General features: G+C 66.0%; 17 protein-coding genes. 5 read left to right on the forward strand and 12 right to left on the reverse strand.

Going from position 1 to position 17,443, the window contains the following annotated elements:
• Positions 1–14 precede the first annotated feature (14 nt).
• From kdpA to QP803_RS19775, 9 genes are all read right to left on the reverse strand, one after another.
• Positions 15–1,697 carry a potassium-transporting ATPase subunit KdpA gene (kdpA, locus tag QP803_RS19740; protein WP_284945171.1) on the reverse strand — a complete coding sequence of 561 codons (1,683 nt, stop codon included), beginning with the start codon at positions 1,695–1,697 and terminating at the stop codon, positions 15–17.
• Between the two features lie 9 nt (positions 1,698–1,706).
• Positions 1,707–1,793, reverse strand: coding sequence for a K(+)-transporting ATPase subunit F (gene kdpF, locus QP803_RS24095; protein WP_350356103.1), 87 nt, complete (start codon positions 1,791–1,793; stop codon positions 1,707–1,709).
• Between the two features lie 307 nt (positions 1,794–2,100).
• Entirely contained in the window at positions 2,101–2,583 is a 483-nt protein-coding gene (locus QP803_RS19745) for a DUF1178 family protein (RefSeq protein ID WP_284945172.1), read from the reverse strand.
• Between the two features lie 4 nt (positions 2,584–2,587).
• Complete coding sequence (locus QP803_RS19750) at positions 2,588–3,445, reverse strand: ParB/RepB/Spo0J family partition protein (protein WP_284945174.1); 858 nt, start codon at positions 3,443–3,445, stop codon at positions 2,588–2,590.
• Positions 3,442–4,326, reverse strand: a complete 885-nt coding sequence (locus tag QP803_RS19755) for a ParA family protein (protein ID WP_284945175.1) — start codon at positions 4,324–4,326, stop codon at positions 3,442–3,444. The genes QP803_RS19750 and QP803_RS19755 overlap by 4 nt, the downstream gene beginning before the upstream one ends.
• Positions 4,323–4,937 carry a 16S rRNA (guanine(527)-N(7))-methyltransferase RsmG gene (rsmG, locus tag QP803_RS19760; RefSeq protein WP_284945176.1) on the reverse strand — a complete coding sequence of 205 codons (615 nt, stop codon included), beginning with the start codon at positions 4,935–4,937 and terminating at the stop codon, positions 4,323–4,325. The genes QP803_RS19755 and rsmG overlap by 4 nt, the downstream gene beginning before the upstream one ends.
• A gap of 4 nt (positions 4,938–4,941) precedes the next feature.
• A complete protein-coding gene (gene mnmG, locus QP803_RS19765) occupies positions 4,942–6,858 on the reverse strand; it encodes a tRNA uridine-5-carboxymethylaminomethyl(34) synthesis enzyme MnmG (protein ID WP_284945177.1) in 1,917 nt (638 codons plus the stop codon).
• Positions 6,859–6,890: 32 nt separating this feature from the next.
• Positions 6,891–8,186, reverse strand: a complete 1,296-nt coding sequence (mnmE, locus tag QP803_RS19770; protein WP_284945178.1) for a tRNA uridine-5-carboxymethylaminomethyl(34) synthesis GTPase MnmE — start codon at positions 8,184–8,186, stop codon at positions 6,891–6,893.
• A 12-nt stretch (positions 8,187–8,198) separates the two neighbouring features.
• Positions 8,199–8,558 (reverse strand): (2Fe-2S) ferredoxin domain-containing protein, encoded by a 360-nt coding sequence (locus QP803_RS19775; RefSeq protein ID WP_284945180.1) that lies wholly within the window; start codon positions 8,556–8,558, stop codon positions 8,199–8,201.
• Positions 8,559–8,601: 43 nt separating this feature from the next.
• Between QP803_RS19775 and QP803_RS19780 the strand changes: the two genes are divergently transcribed.
• Genes QP803_RS19780 through QP803_RS19790 form a run of 3 tightly spaced genes read left to right on the forward strand, consistent with a single transcriptional unit; the run spans position 8,602 to position 12,230 of the window.
• Entirely contained in the window at positions 8,602–10,701 is a 2,100-nt protein-coding gene (locus tag QP803_RS19780; protein WP_284945182.1) for a thioredoxin domain-containing protein, read from the forward strand.
• Positions 10,702–10,752: 51 nt separating this feature from the next.
• Entirely contained in the window at positions 10,753–11,259 is a 507-nt protein-coding gene (locus tag QP803_RS19785) for a methylated-DNA--[protein]-cysteine S-methyltransferase (RefSeq protein ID WP_284945183.1), read from the forward strand.
• Positions 11,259–12,230 (forward strand): quinone oxidoreductase family protein, encoded by a 972-nt coding sequence (locus tag QP803_RS19790; RefSeq protein WP_284945185.1) that lies wholly within the window; start codon positions 11,259–11,261, stop codon positions 12,228–12,230. Before QP803_RS19785 ends, QP803_RS19790 begins: the two co-directional genes overlap by 1 nt.
• An 89-nt stretch (positions 12,231–12,319) precedes the next feature.
• On the opposite strand, the gene grxC is transcribed toward QP803_RS19790, so the two are convergent.
• The 3 genes from grxC to QP803_RS19805 form a co-directional block, all read right to left on the reverse strand.
• Positions 12,320–12,583, reverse strand: a complete 264-nt coding sequence (gene grxC / locus QP803_RS19795; RefSeq protein WP_284945186.1) for a glutaredoxin 3 — start codon at positions 12,581–12,583, stop codon at positions 12,320–12,322.
• 76 nt (positions 12,584–12,659) lie between these two features.
• Positions 12,660–13,430: a ComF family protein gene (locus tag QP803_RS19800; RefSeq protein ID WP_284945187.1), complete on the reverse strand. Its 771-nt coding sequence runs from the start codon at positions 13,428–13,430 to the stop codon at positions 12,660–12,662.
• A gap of 108 nt (positions 13,431–13,538) precedes the next feature.
• Complete coding sequence (locus QP803_RS19805; RefSeq protein ID WP_284945188.1) at positions 13,539–16,145, reverse strand: MMPL family transporter; 2,607 nt, start codon at positions 16,143–16,145, stop codon at positions 13,539–13,541.
• Between the two features lie 172 nt (positions 16,146–16,317).
• Here QP803_RS19805 and QP803_RS19810 point away from each other — a divergent pair, with 172 nt between their 5' ends.
• Together QP803_RS19810 and QP803_RS19815 are read left to right on the forward strand one after the other, a co-directional pair.
• Positions 16,318–16,506 carry a twin transmembrane helix small protein gene (locus QP803_RS19810; protein ID WP_284945189.1) on the forward strand — a complete coding sequence of 63 codons (189 nt, stop codon included), beginning with the start codon at positions 16,318–16,320 and terminating at the stop codon, positions 16,504–16,506.
• 29 nt (positions 16,507–16,535) lie between these two features.
• The gene (locus tag QP803_RS19815; RefSeq protein WP_284945190.1) at positions 16,536–17,414 is read left to right on the forward strand and encodes a 3-hydroxybutyryl-CoA dehydrogenase; all 879 of its coding nucleotides are present in this window, start codon (positions 16,536–16,538) and stop codon (positions 17,412–17,414) included.
• The last annotated feature ends 29 nt before the right edge of the window (positions 17,415–17,443 follow it).

Raw genomic sequence — 17,443 nt, forward strand, 5'->3', positions numbered from 1 at the left:
ATTCCTGAAAAGGCTTAAAACGTTTTGCCGGCGATCATCGCGAAATGTTCCGCGATGGGGCCGAGTGACAGGGCCGGCAGGAACTGCAATCCGCTCAGGATGATGATCACCCCCAGCAGCAGGCCGACGAAGAGCAGGCCATGGGTCGGCAAGGTTCCGGCCGTGATTGCGATTTTCGGCTTCGCGGCAAGGGAGCCGGCGATGGCCAGGACCGGAATCAGGAAGGCAAAGCGGCCGAGAAGCATGGCCGTAGCCAGACCGTAGTCGAGCAAGGGTGTGTCACCCGAGATGCCTGCGAAGGCGCTGCCGTTATTCGCCGTCGCCGAGGTCCAGGCATAGAGCATCTCAGACAGGCCATGCGGCCCGGCATTCTCCAGCGAGCCGAGGCCCGAGGCGGTGGAGAGCGAGATGGCCGTGCCGCCGAGCATGGCCAGCGGCAGGATCAGAACCGCCAGCATGGCGAGCTTGATCTCCCGCGATTGGACCTTCTTGCCGAGATATTCCGGCGTGCGGCCGACCATCAGACCGGCGATGAAGACGGCGAGCAGGGCATAGACGATCATGCTGAAGAGGCCGGACCCCACACCACCCGGTGCGACCTCGCCCAGTTCCATCATGAACAGCGTCACGGCGCCGCCGAGCGGCGTCAGGCTGTCATGCATCGTATTGACCGCACCGCAGGATGTGCCTGTGGTGGCGGCGGCGAAGAAGGATGACAGCGGCACGCCGAAGCGGACGTCCTTGCCTTCCATATTGCCCGCGACCGTATCGACACCGAAATGCGCCATCATCGGCGTGCTGGCGGATTCCGCCGCATAGACGCCCAGAGTGCCGGCGACGAGCAAGACGCCCATGGCGATGAACAGCGCGCGGCCCTGCCGCTTGTCACCGACGATATGGCCGAACATGATCGCGAGCGAAAAGGGGATGACAAGAAAGGACCAGATCTGCACCAGGCAGGTAAAGGCGCTGGGATTCTCGAAGGGATGAGCGCTATTGGCATTCAGGAAGCCGCCGCCATTGGTACCGAGAAGCTTGATGGCTTCCATAAAGGCGACCGGGCCAAGGGCGATGATCTGCTGGCCGTGCTCCAGCGTCGTCGCGGTCGGATAGGCGGACAGGGTTTGCGGCACGCCGCCGATCATCAAGACGAGGCCGACGAGCACCGCCAACGGCAGCAGAACCAGGGTGATGATACGCGTGAGATCGACCCAGGCATTGCCGAGGTCGCCCACGCCACGGCGCCCGAAGGCGCGCGACACGGCAAGGGCAGCGGCCATGGCAGCGGCGGCCGAGAGGAACATATGGGCTGTCAGACCCCACATCTGGCTGCCATAGGAGATTTGCTGCTCCGGCACATAGACCTGCCAATTGGTATTGGTCAGGAAGCTCATCGCCGTATTGAAGGCGAGGCGCGGGGACATGCCGGCAATATGCTGCGGATTGAAGGGCAGATAGAATTGCAGCCGCAGCATGGCGTAGAGCAGAACGAAATGCATGGCGCTGAGGATCATGATGACACCGGCATAGCCCTGCCAGCCCATTGGCTTTGTCGGGTCAACGCCGAGTAGTCTGTAATATGCGCTCGGTTTTGCGGGCGCTTCGAAGACGCGGGCCATATAGCGGCCGAGCGGAAAGGCCGCCGTCGCGATCAGGGCGAGCACCAGGGCGATCTGCGCCCATCCGGGGAGTGTCATGAGAAGGCCTCAGAACGCTTCGGGGCGGATGAGCGCCGCGACGAGATAGACCAGCAGTCCGGCGGAGACGATGCCGCCCAGGATCAGGTCGATCATGGCTAGACGCGCTCGCAGAGGGCGGCATAGGCGAGCATCGCCAGCAATCCCCCGGCGCCGAGGACAACGAGAACAAGGTCAAGCATGGGAACATCTTCCGATGGTTCAGAACATGCTTGGAGTAGGCGCCCCGCGCGTTTAATCGCGATGCGTTTCGCAACGCTGGGCCATTAAAGGGAAGTAAAAAAGGCTCCGCCGGGCAGGGAACATTCGTCCTCTTCGCCCGTCTTCAAGAGACTCAGAGCCAGATCGCATCCGCTCAATCGCGTAGCGATTCAACCTGATGCGTGAATCGCGCCCTAGGCCCTCACGAGTCCGATCGCGGCAGCCAGGGCAAGACACCGACCTCGATGCCTTCGTCGGCCAGGGCCTCCGCTTCCGAGGGCGTCGTCTCCCCATAGATGCCGCGCTGCGCGATCTCGCCCTTGTGGATCTTGCGCACTTCAGCGGCGAAGCCAGGCCCGACATAGTCACAGTTCCGCTCGACTTCCGCGCGCAAGCGCTGCAACAGCGCACGCACCGCATCGGGCATCCCATTTTCGGCGATCACACTCGTCGGCGGGCTCACCGGAACGGGGGCGGTGATGGCCACAGGCGCAGCCTCGATACGTTCGCGGCGCTTGGTGCCACGCCCGAGGGCTGGGGCCATTACAGCGCGCGTCACGGCGGCACTGTTGCAGATCGGGCAGATGACGAAGCCGGTCTTGGCCTGCCTGTCGAAAGCGCCGCTATCCTGGAACCAACCGTCGAAACGGTGATCCTCATCGCATTGCAGCTGATAATGGATCATCCGGTCAGGCCCGTGTGAGGAGGGTGAGGATGCCCTCAAGCTGTTCGTAATTCTGATAGGTCAGTTGCAGCGTGCCGCCCCGGCCGCGCGGATGGATGGAGACGGCAATGCCCAGGCGCGCGGCCAAATCCCGCTCGATCAGGCGCGTGTCAGCGTCCTTTTCGCGCACGGCTTTGCGCGCCGGCTGGCCCTCGCTCTGGCGCGTCACCAGCGCTTCCGTCTGCCGCACATTGAGGCCCTGGGAGATGACGACGAGGGCGGCCCGCGCGGGATCGGGATGCGCCAGAAGGGCGCGGGCATGGCCGGCTGTCAGGATGCCGCGCCGTAGCTCCGTCTGGACGGCCGCCGGCAATTTCAGCAGCCGCATGGTATTGGCAATATGGCTACGGGATTTGCCGACGCTTTCCGCGACGCGGTCTTGCGTCAGCGAAAACTCCTCGATCAGGCGGCGATAGCCTTCGCCTTCATCGATGGGATTGAGGTCTTCGCGCTGGAGATTCTCGACCAAGGCAGCGGCCATGGCCGCGAGGTCTTCCAAGGCGCGAACGAGCGCGGGAATTTCATGCAGCCCCGCCTGTTGCGCGGCGCGCCACCGCCGTTCGCCGGCGATGATCTGGTAGCGGCCCTCCGCCGTGGGGTCGGGCCGCGCCAGGATTGGCTGCAGGACGCCCTGTTCCCGAATGGAGGCGGCAAGGGCTGCGAGTTCGGTTGGGTCGACTTGGCGGCGCGGCTGAAAGGGGCCGGGCGTCAGCAGATCGAGGGGTAGGAGCTGGATCGACATCTCCATGCCAGGCGCGGGCGTGTCCTCACCGAGCAGGGCCGCGAGACCGCGGCCGAGACCGCGACGGGGTGCGGTGCTCATGCGGCGCGGCTCGGCGCGGCGCCCAGCCGATCCACCAGCTCGGCCGCGAGGCGGATATAGGCCTGCGACCCTGGCGACTTGAGGTCATAGACCAGCACGGGCTTGCCGTGGCTCGGCGCCTCGGAGATCCGAATATTGCGAGGAATCACAGTCTCATACACCTTTTTGCCGAAGAAGCCCCGGACATCCTGGGCGACCAGCTCCGACAGATTGTTGCGGCGATCATACATGGTCAACACGATGCCATGCAGCGACAGGCCGGGATTGAGACGTCGCCGCACGGCCTCGATCGTCTGGGTGATTTGCGTGATGCCTTCGAGGGCGAAGAACTCGCATTGCAGCGGCACCAGCACATCCTGCGCCGCCATCAATCCGTTGAGGGTGAGGAGGCCCAGGCTCGGCGGGCAATCGATGATGACGAAGGCGCAGCCAGCGAGACCTGGCCAGGCATCGAGCGCATCCTTCAGGCGTTTCTCACGGCCCGTGGCCGAGACCAGTTCCATCTCCCCGGCCGTCAGATCGGGGTCCGCCGGCAGGATGGTAAGGCCCGGGATGAGCGTGGGGCGTATTGCGTCGGCGATCGGCAAGCCCTCGGCAAGCACGGCGAAGACGCCCCGGCCGCGCGCGTTGCGCGGCAATCCGAGGCCGGTGGAGGCATTGCCTTGCGGGTCGAGGTCGATCAGCAGCACCCGATACCCCGCCGCTGCCAGGGCGGTGGCAAGATTGATCGCCGTCGTGGTTTTGCCGACGCCGCCTTTCTGGTTGGCGATGGCGATGATGCGTGCGGGTCCGATTGCAGCAAGACGGGCGGCCTCGGCGGAGCGTGCCGCCAGGGCGCGATCTTGCGCGATCATGGCACGCGCGCGGGAGGAGGCGCTCATGCCTCGGGCGCCTCACGCCGCATGATCGATTTGATGGCAAGAATCTGCGCATCCGGCGCGGTCGCGCTGGGCACCCGGCGCAGGGTCATGGTCCAGTCACGCTCGGCCTCCGTGATTTCAGCCTCGGCGCGTCCGCCTTTGGGAAACAGGCAGGTTCCGCCGGGGAGAAGGAAAGGTGATGCGAGGTCCAGCAGCAGGCGCAGCGGCGCCATAGCGCGCGCCGTCACCAAGGCCACAGGCGGCAATCGCACCTCCTCGATCCGTATGGCATGGACCGTGACAGGCGCTTCCGTGGCGGCCGCAGCCTCGCGCAGGAAGGCGGCTTTACGCCCGTCCGCTTCGATGAGGTCGAAATGGATGCCCGTCGCAATCGCCAGCACCAGACCCGGAAAACCGCCACCCGAACCGAGATCGACGGCGCGGGGGGTTTCTCGCGGGATCAGCGGAATGAGCTGCAGCGAATCCTCGACATGCCGCTGCCAGAGGTGGGGCATATCCTGCTGGCTCACCAACCGGATCGTGGGATTCCACCGCACCAGCAAGCGCGAAAAAACATCCAGCCGCTCGCGTAGCGCGGCGGCGTTCTCGGCATCTTCGTCGTCAGGGGTCACCGGCTTAGACTGTTTCACGTGAAACACTGGCCTCGAATTTGCGAAGGCCGGCGAGGATGATCGCCAAGCCAGCCGGCGTCATTCCGGGAATACGCGATGCCGCGCCGACCGATGTCGGCCGCATTTCGGCAAGCTTTCCCCGCAACTCGGCAGAGAGGCCGCCCAAGGTCGAGACGGCCAGATGTTCGGGGATCTTGATATCCTCCTGCCGTCGAAAGCTGCGGATTTCCGCCTCCTGCCGATCCAGATAGGCCGCATAGCGGGCCTCCGTCTCAATGGACTCGTAGACCCGCGTGGGAATGTCCCGCAGCTCCGGGAAGGCGGCCAGGATCGTCTCGGCGGGCAGAGCGCGGAGGGACAAAACCTCATAGACGCTGCGCAACCGACCGTCCGCGCGTATCGGCAGGCCCCGCTGGGCCAGGCCCGCCGGGCTATGCCGCTCAGCCTTCAACCGGTCTCGCAGGCGATCGACGCCCGCTTGGAACGCGGTGAAGGCGGCGGCCCGTGCGGCACCGACACAACCCCAGGCAATGCCCTTTGCCGTCAGGCGAAGATCGGCGTTATCCGCCCGCAAGGACAGGCGATATTCTGAGCGCGAGGTAAACATCCGATAGGGCTCGGTCACGCCATGAGTGACGAGATCGTCGATGAGGACGCCGGTATAGGCCTCCGACCGGTCGATCTGAACCAACGTGGCACCGCCGGCTAGGCGCGCGGCATTCAGCCCGGCCATCAGCCCCTGGGCTGCCGCTTCCTCATAGCCCGTCGTGCCATTGATCTGACCGGCGAGGAACAGGCCGGGCAGGGCGCGCAATTGCAGGTCATGGGTCAGCGCCCGTGGATCGACATAGTCGTATTCGATCGCATAGCCGTGGCGGAGGATGCGCGCCTGCTCCAGGCCCGGAATGGTGAGCAGCATCGCCTCCTGCACCGCCGCTGGCAGGCTGGTCGAAATGCCATTCGGATAGACGACATCGCCGCCGGGATTCCCGGCCAGACCCTCGGGCTCCAGGAAAATCTGGTGCCTCTCCCTGTCCGGGAAGCGATGCACCTTATCCTCGACCGAGGGGCAGTAGCGCGGACCACGGCCGGAGAGATGACCGCCATAGACCGCCGATTCATGCAAATGTCGCCGGATGAGATCATGCGTCGCCGGCGTCGTGCCAGTGATGCCGCAGGCGATCAGCGGCGTGTGGATCGCCGCAGTCAGGGTGCTGAAAGGCTCGGGCGGGTCCTCGCTCTCGTCCCGCGCCAGGGCATCCCAGTCGATGCTCGACCGCTCCAGACGCGGCGGTGTGCCGGTCTTGAGGCGACCGATCGGCAGGCCGAGGCCGTGCAGCCGCTCGGCAAGCCGAAGGGACGGCGCTTCCCCGGTGCGGCCGCCGGCCGAACGTTCGGCGCCGATATGGATGGTGCCATTGAGGAAGGTGCCGGTCGTCAGCACCACGGCGCGGCAGGAATAGATCGTACCGGCGGCATCGATCACCGCCGCCACTGCGCCATCCGGCCCCAGCGTGATATCGGCGGCCTCGCCCTCGGCGATGGTCAGGCCCGGCTGCTCGGTCAGCAAAGCAAGGATCGCGGCGCGATACAGGGACCGGTCCATCTGCGCCCGCGGCCCGCGCACCGCCGGCCCCTTGCTGCGGTTCAGAACCTTGAAGTGAATGCCCGCCCGATCAGCCGCCCGGCCCATAAGTCCGTCGAGGGCATCGATCTCACGGACCAGATGGCCCTTGCCGATGCCGCCGATAGCGGGATTGCAGGACATCGCGCCGATGGTCGCGACCCGATGCGTCAGCAGCAGCGTGCGCGCCCCTGTGCGGGCCGAGGCTGCGGCCGCCTCGCACCCGGCATGGCCACCGCCGACCACGACGACGTCGAAGTCCCGCGCCTGATCTGTCAATGGGATGGGCATTCTCATGGCGCGGTCATACAGCCGCGCCGCCCCGTCCGCTACTTTCCGATGCAGAAATCACCAAAGACACGATCCAGCAACGCTTCGACGCCCACTTTGCCCGTTAATCCGCCCAGCGCGGCCAGCGCGAGACGCAGCTCCTCGCCGCGAAGTTCCGATTCCTCTTCGGAAGCCGCGATGGCCAGATGATCCCGTGCCCGCTGCACCAGCGCCCGGTGCCGTTCCCGCGTCATCGGCGGCGGGCCGGCCGCCGCTGTCGCTTCCCGCGCGAAAGCGCTCAGCCGGTCCTGCAAGATGTCCATGCCCGCGCCGGTGAGCACGCTGACGGCAAGATCTGCATCCGGCGGAACAGACCCGAGATCCGCCTTGGTCGCGACCACCATCCGGACGGCGTCCCCAACTGGCTCATCGATCATCGGCACACCGATGCTGACAAGGCTGATGATCAGATCCGCCTGCCCTGCGCGCGCCCGCGCACGTCGCACACCCTCGGCCTCCACCGGATCCGCCGTCTCCCGCAGCCCCGCCGTGTCGATCAAGGTCACCGGCGCATCGCCCAACACAAGGGGAATTTCCAGCACGTCCCGCGTCGTGCCGGGCGTGGCCGAGACGATCGCCACATCCCGCCCCGCGAGGGCGTTGACGAGGCTGGACTTGCCGACATTCGGCGCGCCTTGGACGACAAAAACGAGACCGTCTCGCATCTTCTGGCCGCGCGCCCGATCCGAGAGATGCCCGTCCAGCGCCGCCCGCAGCGCTGCAATATCCGCCATCAGCGCCGCCTCGATCTCCGGCGGCAGCGCCTCATCCGGAAAATCGATCAGCGCCTCCTGATGGGCCAGCACGCCCGCCAGCCGATCGGACCAGTCCTGGTACACCCGGCCCAGGTCGCCGGCCATCTGGCGCAAAGCCTGTCGCCTCTGCCCCGCCGTCTCGGCGGCGACGAGGTCCCCCACCGCCTCCGCCTGCACCAGATCCATGCGGCCATTGAGAAAGGCGCGGCGACTGAACTCTCCGGGCTCGGCGAGGCGCAGACCCAGCGCCAGCAGCGCCTCGGCCACCCCCTCCAGCACGGCACGTCCGCCATGCAGATGCAGCTCCGCCACATCCTCACCGGTATAGCTCGCGGGTCCCGGCAGCCACAGCAGCATGGCACGGTCCAACACTTCGCCCTGACCGTCACGCAGGCTGCGCAAGGTTGCGCGCCGCGCCGGCGGACAGTTACCGGCGAGGGCTTCCACCGCCTGCCGCGTGCCCGGCCCACTCAGGCGCAGCGCGGTCACCGCATTGCGCCCGACCCCGGTCATCGGAGCGAAGATGGTCTCCTCATCCATAGCGGATCGGGATCAGGACCGCTCGGGCGGCAGCCGCAAGGCTTCGGCCCGGCCACCGCCCGCCAGATGCTGCTCGATGACGGCGTCCACATCCGCCCGCGTCTCGATCCGATACCAGACGCCGGCCGGATAGATCACCAGGCACGGCCCTTCCTCGCAGCGATCAAGGCAGCCGGCCATATTGACGCGCGCATGCGGAATGCCCGCTTCCTTCACCCGGGCCTTCATATAATCGCGCAGCGCCTCCGACCCCTTCGCCGCGCAAGAGCCGCGCTTATGCCCATCCGGTCGGCGGTTGCAGCACACAAAGATATGCGCGTCGAAATAGGGCTCGGGGTCGTCCTGGGCTGCGAGGCTGACCATCTCATCCATGCGGCTTCTCCTGCTATCGAGGCATGATACAGGCGGAGTGACGATGACGAAAATGAGGACGCCGCCGATGGACGCCGAGACCAATCTCCTGCGCTTCGAGGCCTCGCCCTATCTGCTTCAGCATGCCGAGAATCCGGTCCATTGGCGGCCCTGGGGCGCGGCGGCGCTGGCGGAGGCGAAGCGCTCCAACCGCCCGATCCTGCTCTCCATCGGCTATGCCGCCTGCCACTGGTGCCATGTCATGGCGCATGAGAGTTTCGAGAACGAAGCCGTCGCCGCCCTCATGAACGCGAGTTTCGTGCCGGTGAAAGTCGATCGCGAAGAGCGGCCGGACATCGACACCCTCTATATGACGGCGCTGCATGCCCTCGGCGAGCAGGGCGGCTGGCCGCTTACCATGTTCCTGACGCCGGACGGCGATCCCTTCTGGGGCGGCACCTACTTTCCGCCGACGCCCCGCTATGGACGGCCATCCTTCACCCAGGTCCTGCAGTCTCTCGCCGCCGCCTGGGCGGAGGGTGCCGAGGCGATCGGTATCAACAAGACCGGCCTCATCGGCGCCATTGTCGCAAGCGGCGCGTCGGATACCGGCACGGGCATCGCCGAGGCGGATCTGGCTGACGCGGCCCACCGCCTGCTGAGCCTGCTCGATACCGAGCAAGGCGGCATGAAGGGGGCGCCGAAATTCCCCAATCCGCCGATCTTTCGCTTTCTGTGGCAATATGCCCTTCACCACGGCGCCTCGGACGCGCGGGCGCTGGAAGGCCGCACCGCCATGCACCTCCTGCTTCGCCGCATGGCCGATGGCGGCATTCATGATCATCTCGGCGGCGGCTTTGCCCGGTATTCGACAGACGGCCAGTGGCTCGCCCCGCATTTCGAAAAGATGCTCTACGACAACGCGCAGTTGCTCGACCTTCTCGCTCTTGCCGAAGCCGACCGCCCGGATGTCGTCTACCGCGAGGCGGCCGAAGGCCTCGTCGGCTGGCTGTTACGGGATATGGGCATCGCCGATGGCGAGGGCGACGTGGCCTTCGCCGCCTCCGAGGATGCCGATTCCGAGGGCGAGGAAGGCACCTTCTACGTCTGGCAAAAGGCCGAGATCGACGCTGTGCTCGGGGATGACGCCACGCTCTTCGATGCGGTCTATGACGTCACTGAGGACGGCAATTGGGAGCGTAAGACCATCCTGCGCCGACGGCGCATGCCCCACGATCAGGACGAATCTAAGCGTCTTGCCGCCAGCCGGGCGCGCCTCTTCGCGGTGAGGGCACAGCGCCCCCGGCCAGGACGGGACGACAAGATCCTTACCGATTGGAACAGCCTGACCATCGCCGCCCTCTGCCGGGCCGCCGCCGTCTTTGCGCAGCCATCCTGGCTGGAGGCCGCGATTGGATGCCACCGCTTCCTGCGTCGTCACCTCGGCATGGAGGATGGCCGCCTGCGTCACAGCTGGCGTGACGGTCGCATCGGCGCTGCCGGTCTGCTCGATGACCAGGCCGCTTTCGCTGTCGGCTGCCTTGCCCTCTTCCAAGCCACCGCCGATGCCACCTACCTGGCCGAGGCCGAGACCATGGTCGCCGTCATCGACCGCTGGTTCGGCGCGGAGGATGGCGGCGCCTATACCACGGCGGCAGATGCGGATGACCTGCCCGCCGCCTTCGGCCGCCCGCGCAGCGCCATGGACCAAGCCGTACCCTCCGGCCCCGGTCTATTCGCGGAAGTTTTGGCGAAGCTGTTCCACCTCACGGGCGAGATCCGGTATCGCGACCGCGCCGAGACTCTTCTCCGCGCATTCAGCGGCACACCGGGCCGCTATCCGACGATGCCGAGCCTCCTCCAGGCGAGCGACAGCCTGGACTACGGCACTGCTGTGGTGGTTTCCGGCCCCGATGCGGATGGGCTGCATGCCATGGCCCTGGCGAGCGGCGATCCGTCCCTGACAGTGTTCCGCCTGAGGATCGACGGCCACGTCGCGGTGTCAGATAGCCACCCGGCGGCCAGCCGCCTCGGTCAGGCGCCGACCGCCGGCGCCTCGGCCTTCCTCTGCCATCGCGGCGTCTGCGGGCTGCCGGTCACGACGCCCGAAGGCCTCATCGCGGCCCTACCGGCCTTCGGGAGTACGTCCGTACGAGCCGCTTGACAACGCATCGCCTGAGGGTTGCCATGAGGGTCCACGACATCAGGCTGGTCATTGCCGCAGCTCTCGCTCCACACGCCCATCGGTCCACTCACGATCTCCGCTGAAGATGAGGCGATCGTTGCGGTCGATTGGGGTTGGGGCCGCGATCAGGAGCCGACGCCGGTGCTTCAGGCTGCACGCGCTTGGCTCCATCGCTACTTCGACGGCGCTGTGGAGGCGATGACCCTGCCTGTTGCCCCTTTCGGCGCCCCCTATCGACAGCGAGTCTGGCAGACCATCTGCGACATTCCCCTCGGCGCCACCCGCAGCTACTTGGCCATCGCGCGGCTGGCTGGTGGTTCGGCCCGGTCGGTTGGCGGCGCCATGGCGACGAATCCCATCCCTATTCTGATCCCATGCCACCGTGTGCTCGCCAGCGGCCCGCGCGGCACCCTCCTCATCGGCGGCTATAGCGGCGGTGAGGGGCTGGAGACCAAGCAGTTCCTGCTCGATCTGGAACGCCGGGTCAGCACCGGCGCTGTGCATGCGACCTTCCCACCAGCCATCGGAATGACGTGATGACCCATGCCATTCGCATCCACGCCACTGGCGGACCGGAGGTTTTGCAGTGGGAGCAGGTGCCGACCCCCGATCCCGGACCCGGCCAGGTCTTGATCCAGCACGCGGCCGTCGGGCTGAACTTTATCGACGTCTATTTTCGCTCTGGCCTCTACAAGACCGCGCTCCCCATGACGCCCGGTGTCGAGGGTGCTGGCACCGTCATCGGCCTGGGCGCCGGGGTGACCGATTTCAAGGAAGGCGATCGGGTCGCCTATTCCTCGACGCCGATCGGTGCCTATGCGGAGCGTCGGGTCATGCCGGCGGACCGCCTCGTCCACCTGCCCGACAGCATTTCCTTCACCGCAGCCGCCGGCATGATGATGAAGGGCCTAACCTCCCAATACCTGCTGCATCGGACCTATAAGGTCGCGCCGGGCGATTCCGTGCTCATCTACGCGGCAGCCGGCGGCGTCGGCCTCGTTCTGTGCCAATGGGCGAAATTGCTGGGTGCGATCGTCATTGGCGTCGTCTCGACCGAGGCGAAGGCCGCCTTCGCCCATGCCCATGGCGCGGACCATGTTCTGCTGGTCAGCGACGACATTCCGGCGCGGGTGCGGGAAATCACTGGGGGTGCCATGGTCCCTGTCGTCTACGACAGCATTGGCAAGGACACCTTCCTGACCAGCCTCGATTGTCTCGCGCCGCTGGGCATGATGGTCAGCTACGGCAATGCCTCTGGCCCCGTGCCGCCGGTGGAGCTGAGCCTTCTCGCCGCCAAGGGCAGCCTGTTCCTGACCAGGCCAAGCCTGGCCACCTATACGGCCAAACGGGCGACCCTGCTCGCCGCGGCCGATGACCTGTTTCGCGTGGTCCTCGACGGAACGGTCAAGATCGAAGTCGATCAGACCTTTCCCCTGCGGGACGCAGCCGCAGCCCACCACGCCATGGAATCCCGCAAGACCACCGGCAGCACGGTTCTGCTGCCCTAATCGCCCTGGTGGATAACGCTACGCTCATCCACCCTACAACGTCGCTTGGTAGGGCGGAAAAGCGCAGCCTATTCCGCCGAGGGCGCTGATTACGCCGCCAAGCCGAGCAGCGGGTCGAGCCCACCTTTCCGATCGAGCGCCATGAGATCGTCACAGCCACCGATATGCGCGCCGTCGATGAAGATTTGCGGCACGGAGGTCCGGCCGCCGGAGCGCTTAGCGGCCTCAGCCCGTTCCGGGCTTCCGTTCTGGGCGTCGATTTCCTTGAAGGTGACGCCCTTCTTCGTCAATAGGCCCAAGGCGCGGGCGCAAAAGGGGCAAAAGGGCTGGGTGTAGATCTCGATCTCGGCCATGAGGATGCTCTCCGTGTTGACCTCAAGAATCGGGGCTTTCGGCCCGAACAACAAGGGGGACGGCCAGGGGTTTGCCCTACCCCGCGCGCGGGTCGGGCACACGCGCCGCGACCAGCACATCGACGGACTTCGCCCCAGCCCCCAACAAAACGGCCGCACAGGATGACGCCGTGGCGCCTGACGTCATGACATCGTCGATCAACAGAACGCGCTGGCCCGCTAAGGCTTCCGCCCTGAGTACCGGCACGCCGAAGGCTCCCTCGACTGTCTGATACCGGGCACTTGCGCTGAGATCGCCCAGCGGCACGGTCGCCCGGTTGCGCGTCAAACTCTGCGCCAGCCAAGGCTTGTCGGCAGCGCGCGCGAGAAGGGCGGCGAGCAGTGCCGCCTGATTATAGCGGCGCGATACCAAGCGCCGGCGATGCAGCGGCACCGGCACCAGCACATCCGCCTCGGCTAAAAGCGTACCACCTGCCCGCGCCATCATGCTGGCGAGAATGCGCGCCAATTCCGTGCGGTCGCCATGCTTCAGGGGAAGAATGAGGCGCCGCGCCGCATCGTCATAGCGGAGCGCGGCCCGCGCCCGTGCAAAGCGGGGCGGTCGCAGCACGCAGGACAGGCAAAGCCCGCCCGGTCCCGCTTCGGCCATGGTGGCGAAAGGCACCCCGCAGCCCTGGCAAAGCGGCGCCGTGATGAAGCTCATCCGCCCGAAACACAGCGCGCAGAGCCGCCCGGCGGCATCGACCAGCGCGCCACAGACGGGGCATTGCGGCGGCAGCAGAAGGTCGAGACCCCTGCCGACGCTGATCCGCAGCCCTTGGCCGATCGCTCGCCATGCGCCTGACATGACGCATCATGATGCGATTTCGTAACGAATGTCTAGAGCATATTCTTTAGAGACAGATTCACGCATCAGGTTCAATCGCGTAGCGATTCAACCTGATGCGATCTGGCTCTACTCTGCCTGATCGCCCCGAGCACCCTTCGGGCCAGGCACGGCATAGAGCAACGCCGGCTCGAAGATGAAGGTCGCGATCAAGGTGCAGCCCAGACTCAGCACCAGAAGCAGCCCCATGCTGGCCGTGCCCGGATGATGCGAAAACGCCAGCGACCCGAAGGCAGTTCCCGTCGTGAGGGCGGAAAACAGAATCGCCCGCGCGGTGGGGGAGGCCAGAAAACGCCGCTCCCCGGCCCGCCAGTTCATGACGAAATAGAGGTTGAAGGACACCCCCACGCCTTGCAGCAGCGGCAGGGCAATGACATTGGCGAAATTCAACGGCAGGGGCAGCAGCACGATCACCAGCACCGTCATGAGCGAGGACAGCACCAGCGGCGCCAAGATCAGCAACACGTCGCGCGGATTACGCAGGAATAGGAACAGGATCACCGCGATGGCGACCAGAGCGAGGATCGCCGCCTCCTTAAAGGCGCCGATGATCGTCTGCGCACTGGAAATCACCGTCACGGCCGAACCGCCCGCGCCCGGGGCGATGGCCGTCACCTTCTGCACAAAGCTCTTGAGTCCAGCGCTGTTCATCGCCTCAGCCTTCGGCAGCACCTGAATGCGCGCCTGCCCGTCCGGCGCCACCCAGTCGCGCTTCAGCGCCTCCGGCAGGCTCGCAAGCGTCACCGGCTGCGCGGACAGACTGGCATTGAGGTCGGAAAGCTCCTGCGGCAGAAACCGCGTCAGCGCGCCATTCGTCGCCATCAGCTGCGCGTCGGTCTCCGGCCCCAGGGCGCGCAAATCCTCCCCGATCACCAGCAATGGGCTGCCAACGGCCAGATGCGGCCGGGCGCTGTCGATTGCCTTCAAAGCCGTGGTGGCGGCGATGCGAATGTCACCCGGCGTCACCGGCGCGGCCGGCCCCGGGTTCAGCGTTGCCGCCAGAATCTGGGCGGTATCGCCGATCGATTCGAGCTTGGTGGATTGATTGTCCGGCACGAAGCTGGACAGCGACAGGGCGTGGTCCACCATCGGCAAGGCACCCAGCCTCTCGCCCAGGCGGGTCGCGGCATCGGTCGAGGGCGCCAGAACGTCGATCGTATAGGGATTGGTGACGACGTTGCTCGCCAGTTCGCGCAAGGTCTCCATCGCTTCGGTATGGGGATTCTGCGTGTCGAGCGGGTCGCTGTCGAAGGTGATGCGCGGCAGCAGCACCACCGCGACCACGGCCACCGCCGCGAAAACGCCGAGCACGGCGCGGTGGTGCCGCGCGAGCAGGGTATCGGCCCGCGCCATGCCGGGCAGGCCGATTTCACCGCCTTCCGCCGGCAGATGAAACAGCGTGATCAAAGCGGGCAGGAAGGTGATGCTGCACGCAAAGGCGATCAGCATGCCGACGCCGGCGATCAGGCCGAGTTCCGCGACACCCACGAAATTCGTCGGCACGAAGGCCAGGAACCCGGCCGAGGTCGCGACCGCCGCAAGCAGAACCGAGGCCCCCGCCTTGACCAGCGTCTGCACCAGGGCCGTTTCGGCATTGGCCGCCAGCCGCCGCTCGTCGCGGTAGCGCACGCAGATTTGGATGGCGAAATCGATCGCGAGGCCGACGAATAGCACCGCGAAGGCGACCGAGATGAGGTTGAGCGTGCCGATGGCGACCGACGCGAAGCCCGTCGTCACCAGCAGACCGAGCACCAGCGTCAGCAGGATCGCAAGGATGTAGCGAATGCGCCGCACCGCCAGAACCAGCCACAGCACGATCAGCGCAACGGTGATGATGGTGTCGGTGACGATCCCTTCGGTGAGGGAGGCGAATTGCTGATCGGCCAGGGCGATCTGGCCCGTAATGCGGAAGCGGGCGCGGCCGCTGGCGATGTCGGGCACCTGGGACGCGAGATGGCGCAGGACATCGGTCGCTTCGGCGCCCGGCTCGATGACGCCGTAATCCTGCACCGGCTGGATCAGCACGAAGCGGCTCGGCCCGGCGCGGTCGGCGAGCGACCCACCCAGCAGACGCTGCCAGGACAAGGGCTCGGGATGCCCCTGATGCGCCGCCTGAAGACCGGTATGAAAGCCGATGAGCGCAGTGTTATAGGGTGAAAGGTCGACCTGGCCCTGCGCCGCCCCCTGGCCGATCAAGCCAATCGCCGTCAGCAGCCCGCGCATGGATGGGTCGGCCGCGAGCTGGCCGATGAAGGGCTGCGCTTGCACCAGCTTGTTCAGCAGCGCATCGAGATCCGGCTGGTCGAGAAACAGCAGGCCTTCGGTCTTGAAGAAGGGCAGATCGTCCGGCCGCACGACGGTCTTGAAGTGGGACGGATCGGCCGCCGCTGCGCGCGCGATGGCGGCCGCCGTCGCATCCGCCTCCTCTGGGGTCTTGGCATCGACCACACCGACCAGCAGGTCCTGATATTGCGGAAAATCCTTGTTCATCGCCGTCTGAGCATGCCGCCAGGGCAGGTTCGGCGAAAACAGATCGTCGGTATTCGTATCGATCCCGAGATGGCGAGAGGTGTAAAAGCCGCAGCCGATGGCGATCACCAGCCCGGCCAGGACCACCCACAGGGCATGTCGGCTGCTCACGCGGGCGATCGCCGCCAGTCTCGTCTGAATCCACATCGGCGCCTTCAAGTCCCTATGATGTCTAGAGCCGAAGCAGTCCGACAATGAACCGCAGCACACGCCCCGCGAAAAGACTGCCTGCAATACTGGATAGTCGCTGTGGGGTGAAGGTGGCTCGGGACAGCGGACGGCTCGTCTGGCGTCGCGGTTTATGCTCTAATCCCGCACTGTGAAGACATTTCTGACGGTCCTTCTTGTCCTGACCATGCTGGGTGTCGTCGTGACGCTGATCGCGGGCGTCGGTGGCATGGTCAAGGGCAGCCAGAACCCGATGCGGTCCAACCGCCTGATGCAGCTCCGCGTCCTTCTCCAGGGGCTGGCGATCGCGATCGTCGCGATCCTGCTGATGATGCGCTGAGCGCCCCTCCGCACGCAGGACACCATGTCATGACCGAGATCGATAGCGTCGGCATCATCGGCGCCGGCCAGATGGGCAATGGCATCGCCCATGTCGCGGCCCTCGCCGGCCTCGCCGTGGTGATGATCGACGTGCAGGCCGAGGCCCTGAGCCGCGCCCTCACCACGATGTCCAAGAACATGGACCGCCAGGTTCAGAAGGGCAGCATTTCCGCGGCCGATCGCGAGGCCGCCCTCGGCCGCGTCACCACCGCGACCGACAATGCGGCGCTCTCGGGCTGCGACATCGTCATTGAGGCCGCGACGGAGCGGGAGGAGATCAAGCTCGCGATCCTGCGGGGGCTCGTGCCCCATCTCAAGCCGGACGCGATCATCGCCTCCAATACCTCCTCCATTCCCATCACCCGCCTCGCGGCGGTGACCGACCGACCGGAGAAGGTCATCGGCATGCATTTCATGAACCCGGTGCCGGTCATGAAGCTGGTCGAGGTCATTCGCGGCATCGCGACCGACGACGCGACCTTCGAGGCCACCCAGGCGTTGGCCACCCGGCTGGGCAAGACCACGGCGGTGGCGGAAGATTACCCGGCCTTCATCGTCAACCGCATCCTCGTCCCGATGATCAACGAGGCCGTCTATACCTTGGCCGAGGGCGTGGGGTCTGTGACAGCGATCGACACCGCCATGAAACTCGGCACCAACCAGCCGATGGGTCCGCTGGAACTCGCCGATTTCATCGGCCTGGATACCTGCCTCGCCATCATGCGCGTGCTGCATGAGGGCATGGGCGACAGCAAATATCGTCCCTGTCCGCTGCTGGTGAAATATGTCGAAGCCGGCTGGCTGGGCCGCAAGACCAAGCGCGGCTTCTATGACTACACCCAGGACCCGCCGCGCCCGACGCGATGAGGTGTTAGGCGGTGAAATGTAGGGCGGAA

It is taken from the genome of Acidisoma sp. PAMC 29798 (genome assembly GCF_030252425.1).
GTDB lineage: Bacteria > Pseudomonadota > Alphaproteobacteria > Acetobacterales > Acetobacteraceae > Acidisoma > Acidisoma cladoniae.

Coding starts and splice junctions, on each gene's coding strand:
- kdpA (WP_284945171.1), bottom strand. CDS start 1,697: ATGACACTCCCCGGATGGGCGCAGATCGCCCTGGTGCTCGCCCTGATC.
- kdpF (WP_350356103.1), bottom strand. CDS start 1,793: ATGATCGACCTGATCCTGGGCGGCATCGTCTCCGCCGGACTGCTGGTC.
- QP803_RS19745 (WP_284945172.1), bottom strand. CDS start 2,583: ATGATCCATTATCAGCTGCAATGCGATGAGGATCACCGTTTCGACGGT.
- QP803_RS19750 (WP_284945174.1), bottom strand. CDS start 3,445: ATGAGCACCGCACCCCGTCGCGGTCTCGGCCGCGGTCTCGCGGCCCTG.
- QP803_RS19755 (WP_284945175.1), bottom strand. CDS start 4,326: ATGAGCGCCTCCTCCCGCGCGCGTGCCATGATCGCGCAAGATCGCGCC.
- mnmG (WP_284945177.1), bottom strand. CDS start 6,858: ATGAGAATGCCCATCCCATTGACAGATCAGGCGCGGGACTTCGACGTC.
- mnmE (WP_284945178.1), bottom strand. CDS start 8,186: ATGGATGAGGAGACCATCTTCGCTCCGATGACCGGGGTCGGGCGCAAT.
- QP803_RS19775 (WP_284945180.1), bottom strand. CDS start 8,558: ATGGATGAGATGGTCAGCCTCGCAGCCCAGGACGACCCCGAGCCCTAT.
- QP803_RS19780 (WP_284945182.1), top strand. CDS start 8,602: ATGACGAAAATGAGGACGCCGCCGATGGACGCCGAGACCAATCTCCTG.
- QP803_RS19790 (WP_284945185.1), top strand. CDS start 11,259: ATGACCCATGCCATTCGCATCCACGCCACTGGCGGACCGGAGGTTTTG.
- grxC (WP_284945186.1), bottom strand. CDS start 12,583: ATGGCCGAGATCGAGATCTACACCCAGCCCTTTTGCCCCTTTTGCGCC.
- QP803_RS19800 (WP_284945187.1), bottom strand. CDS start 13,430: ATGTCAGGCGCATGGCGAGCGATCGGCCAAGGGCTGCGGATCAGCGTC.
- QP803_RS19805 (WP_284945188.1), bottom strand. CDS start 16,145: ATGTGGATTCAGACGAGACTGGCGGCGATCGCCCGCGTGAGCAGCCGA.
- QP803_RS19815 (WP_284945190.1), top strand. CDS start 16,536: ATGACCGAGATCGATAGCGTCGGCATCATCGGCGCCGGCCAGATGGGC.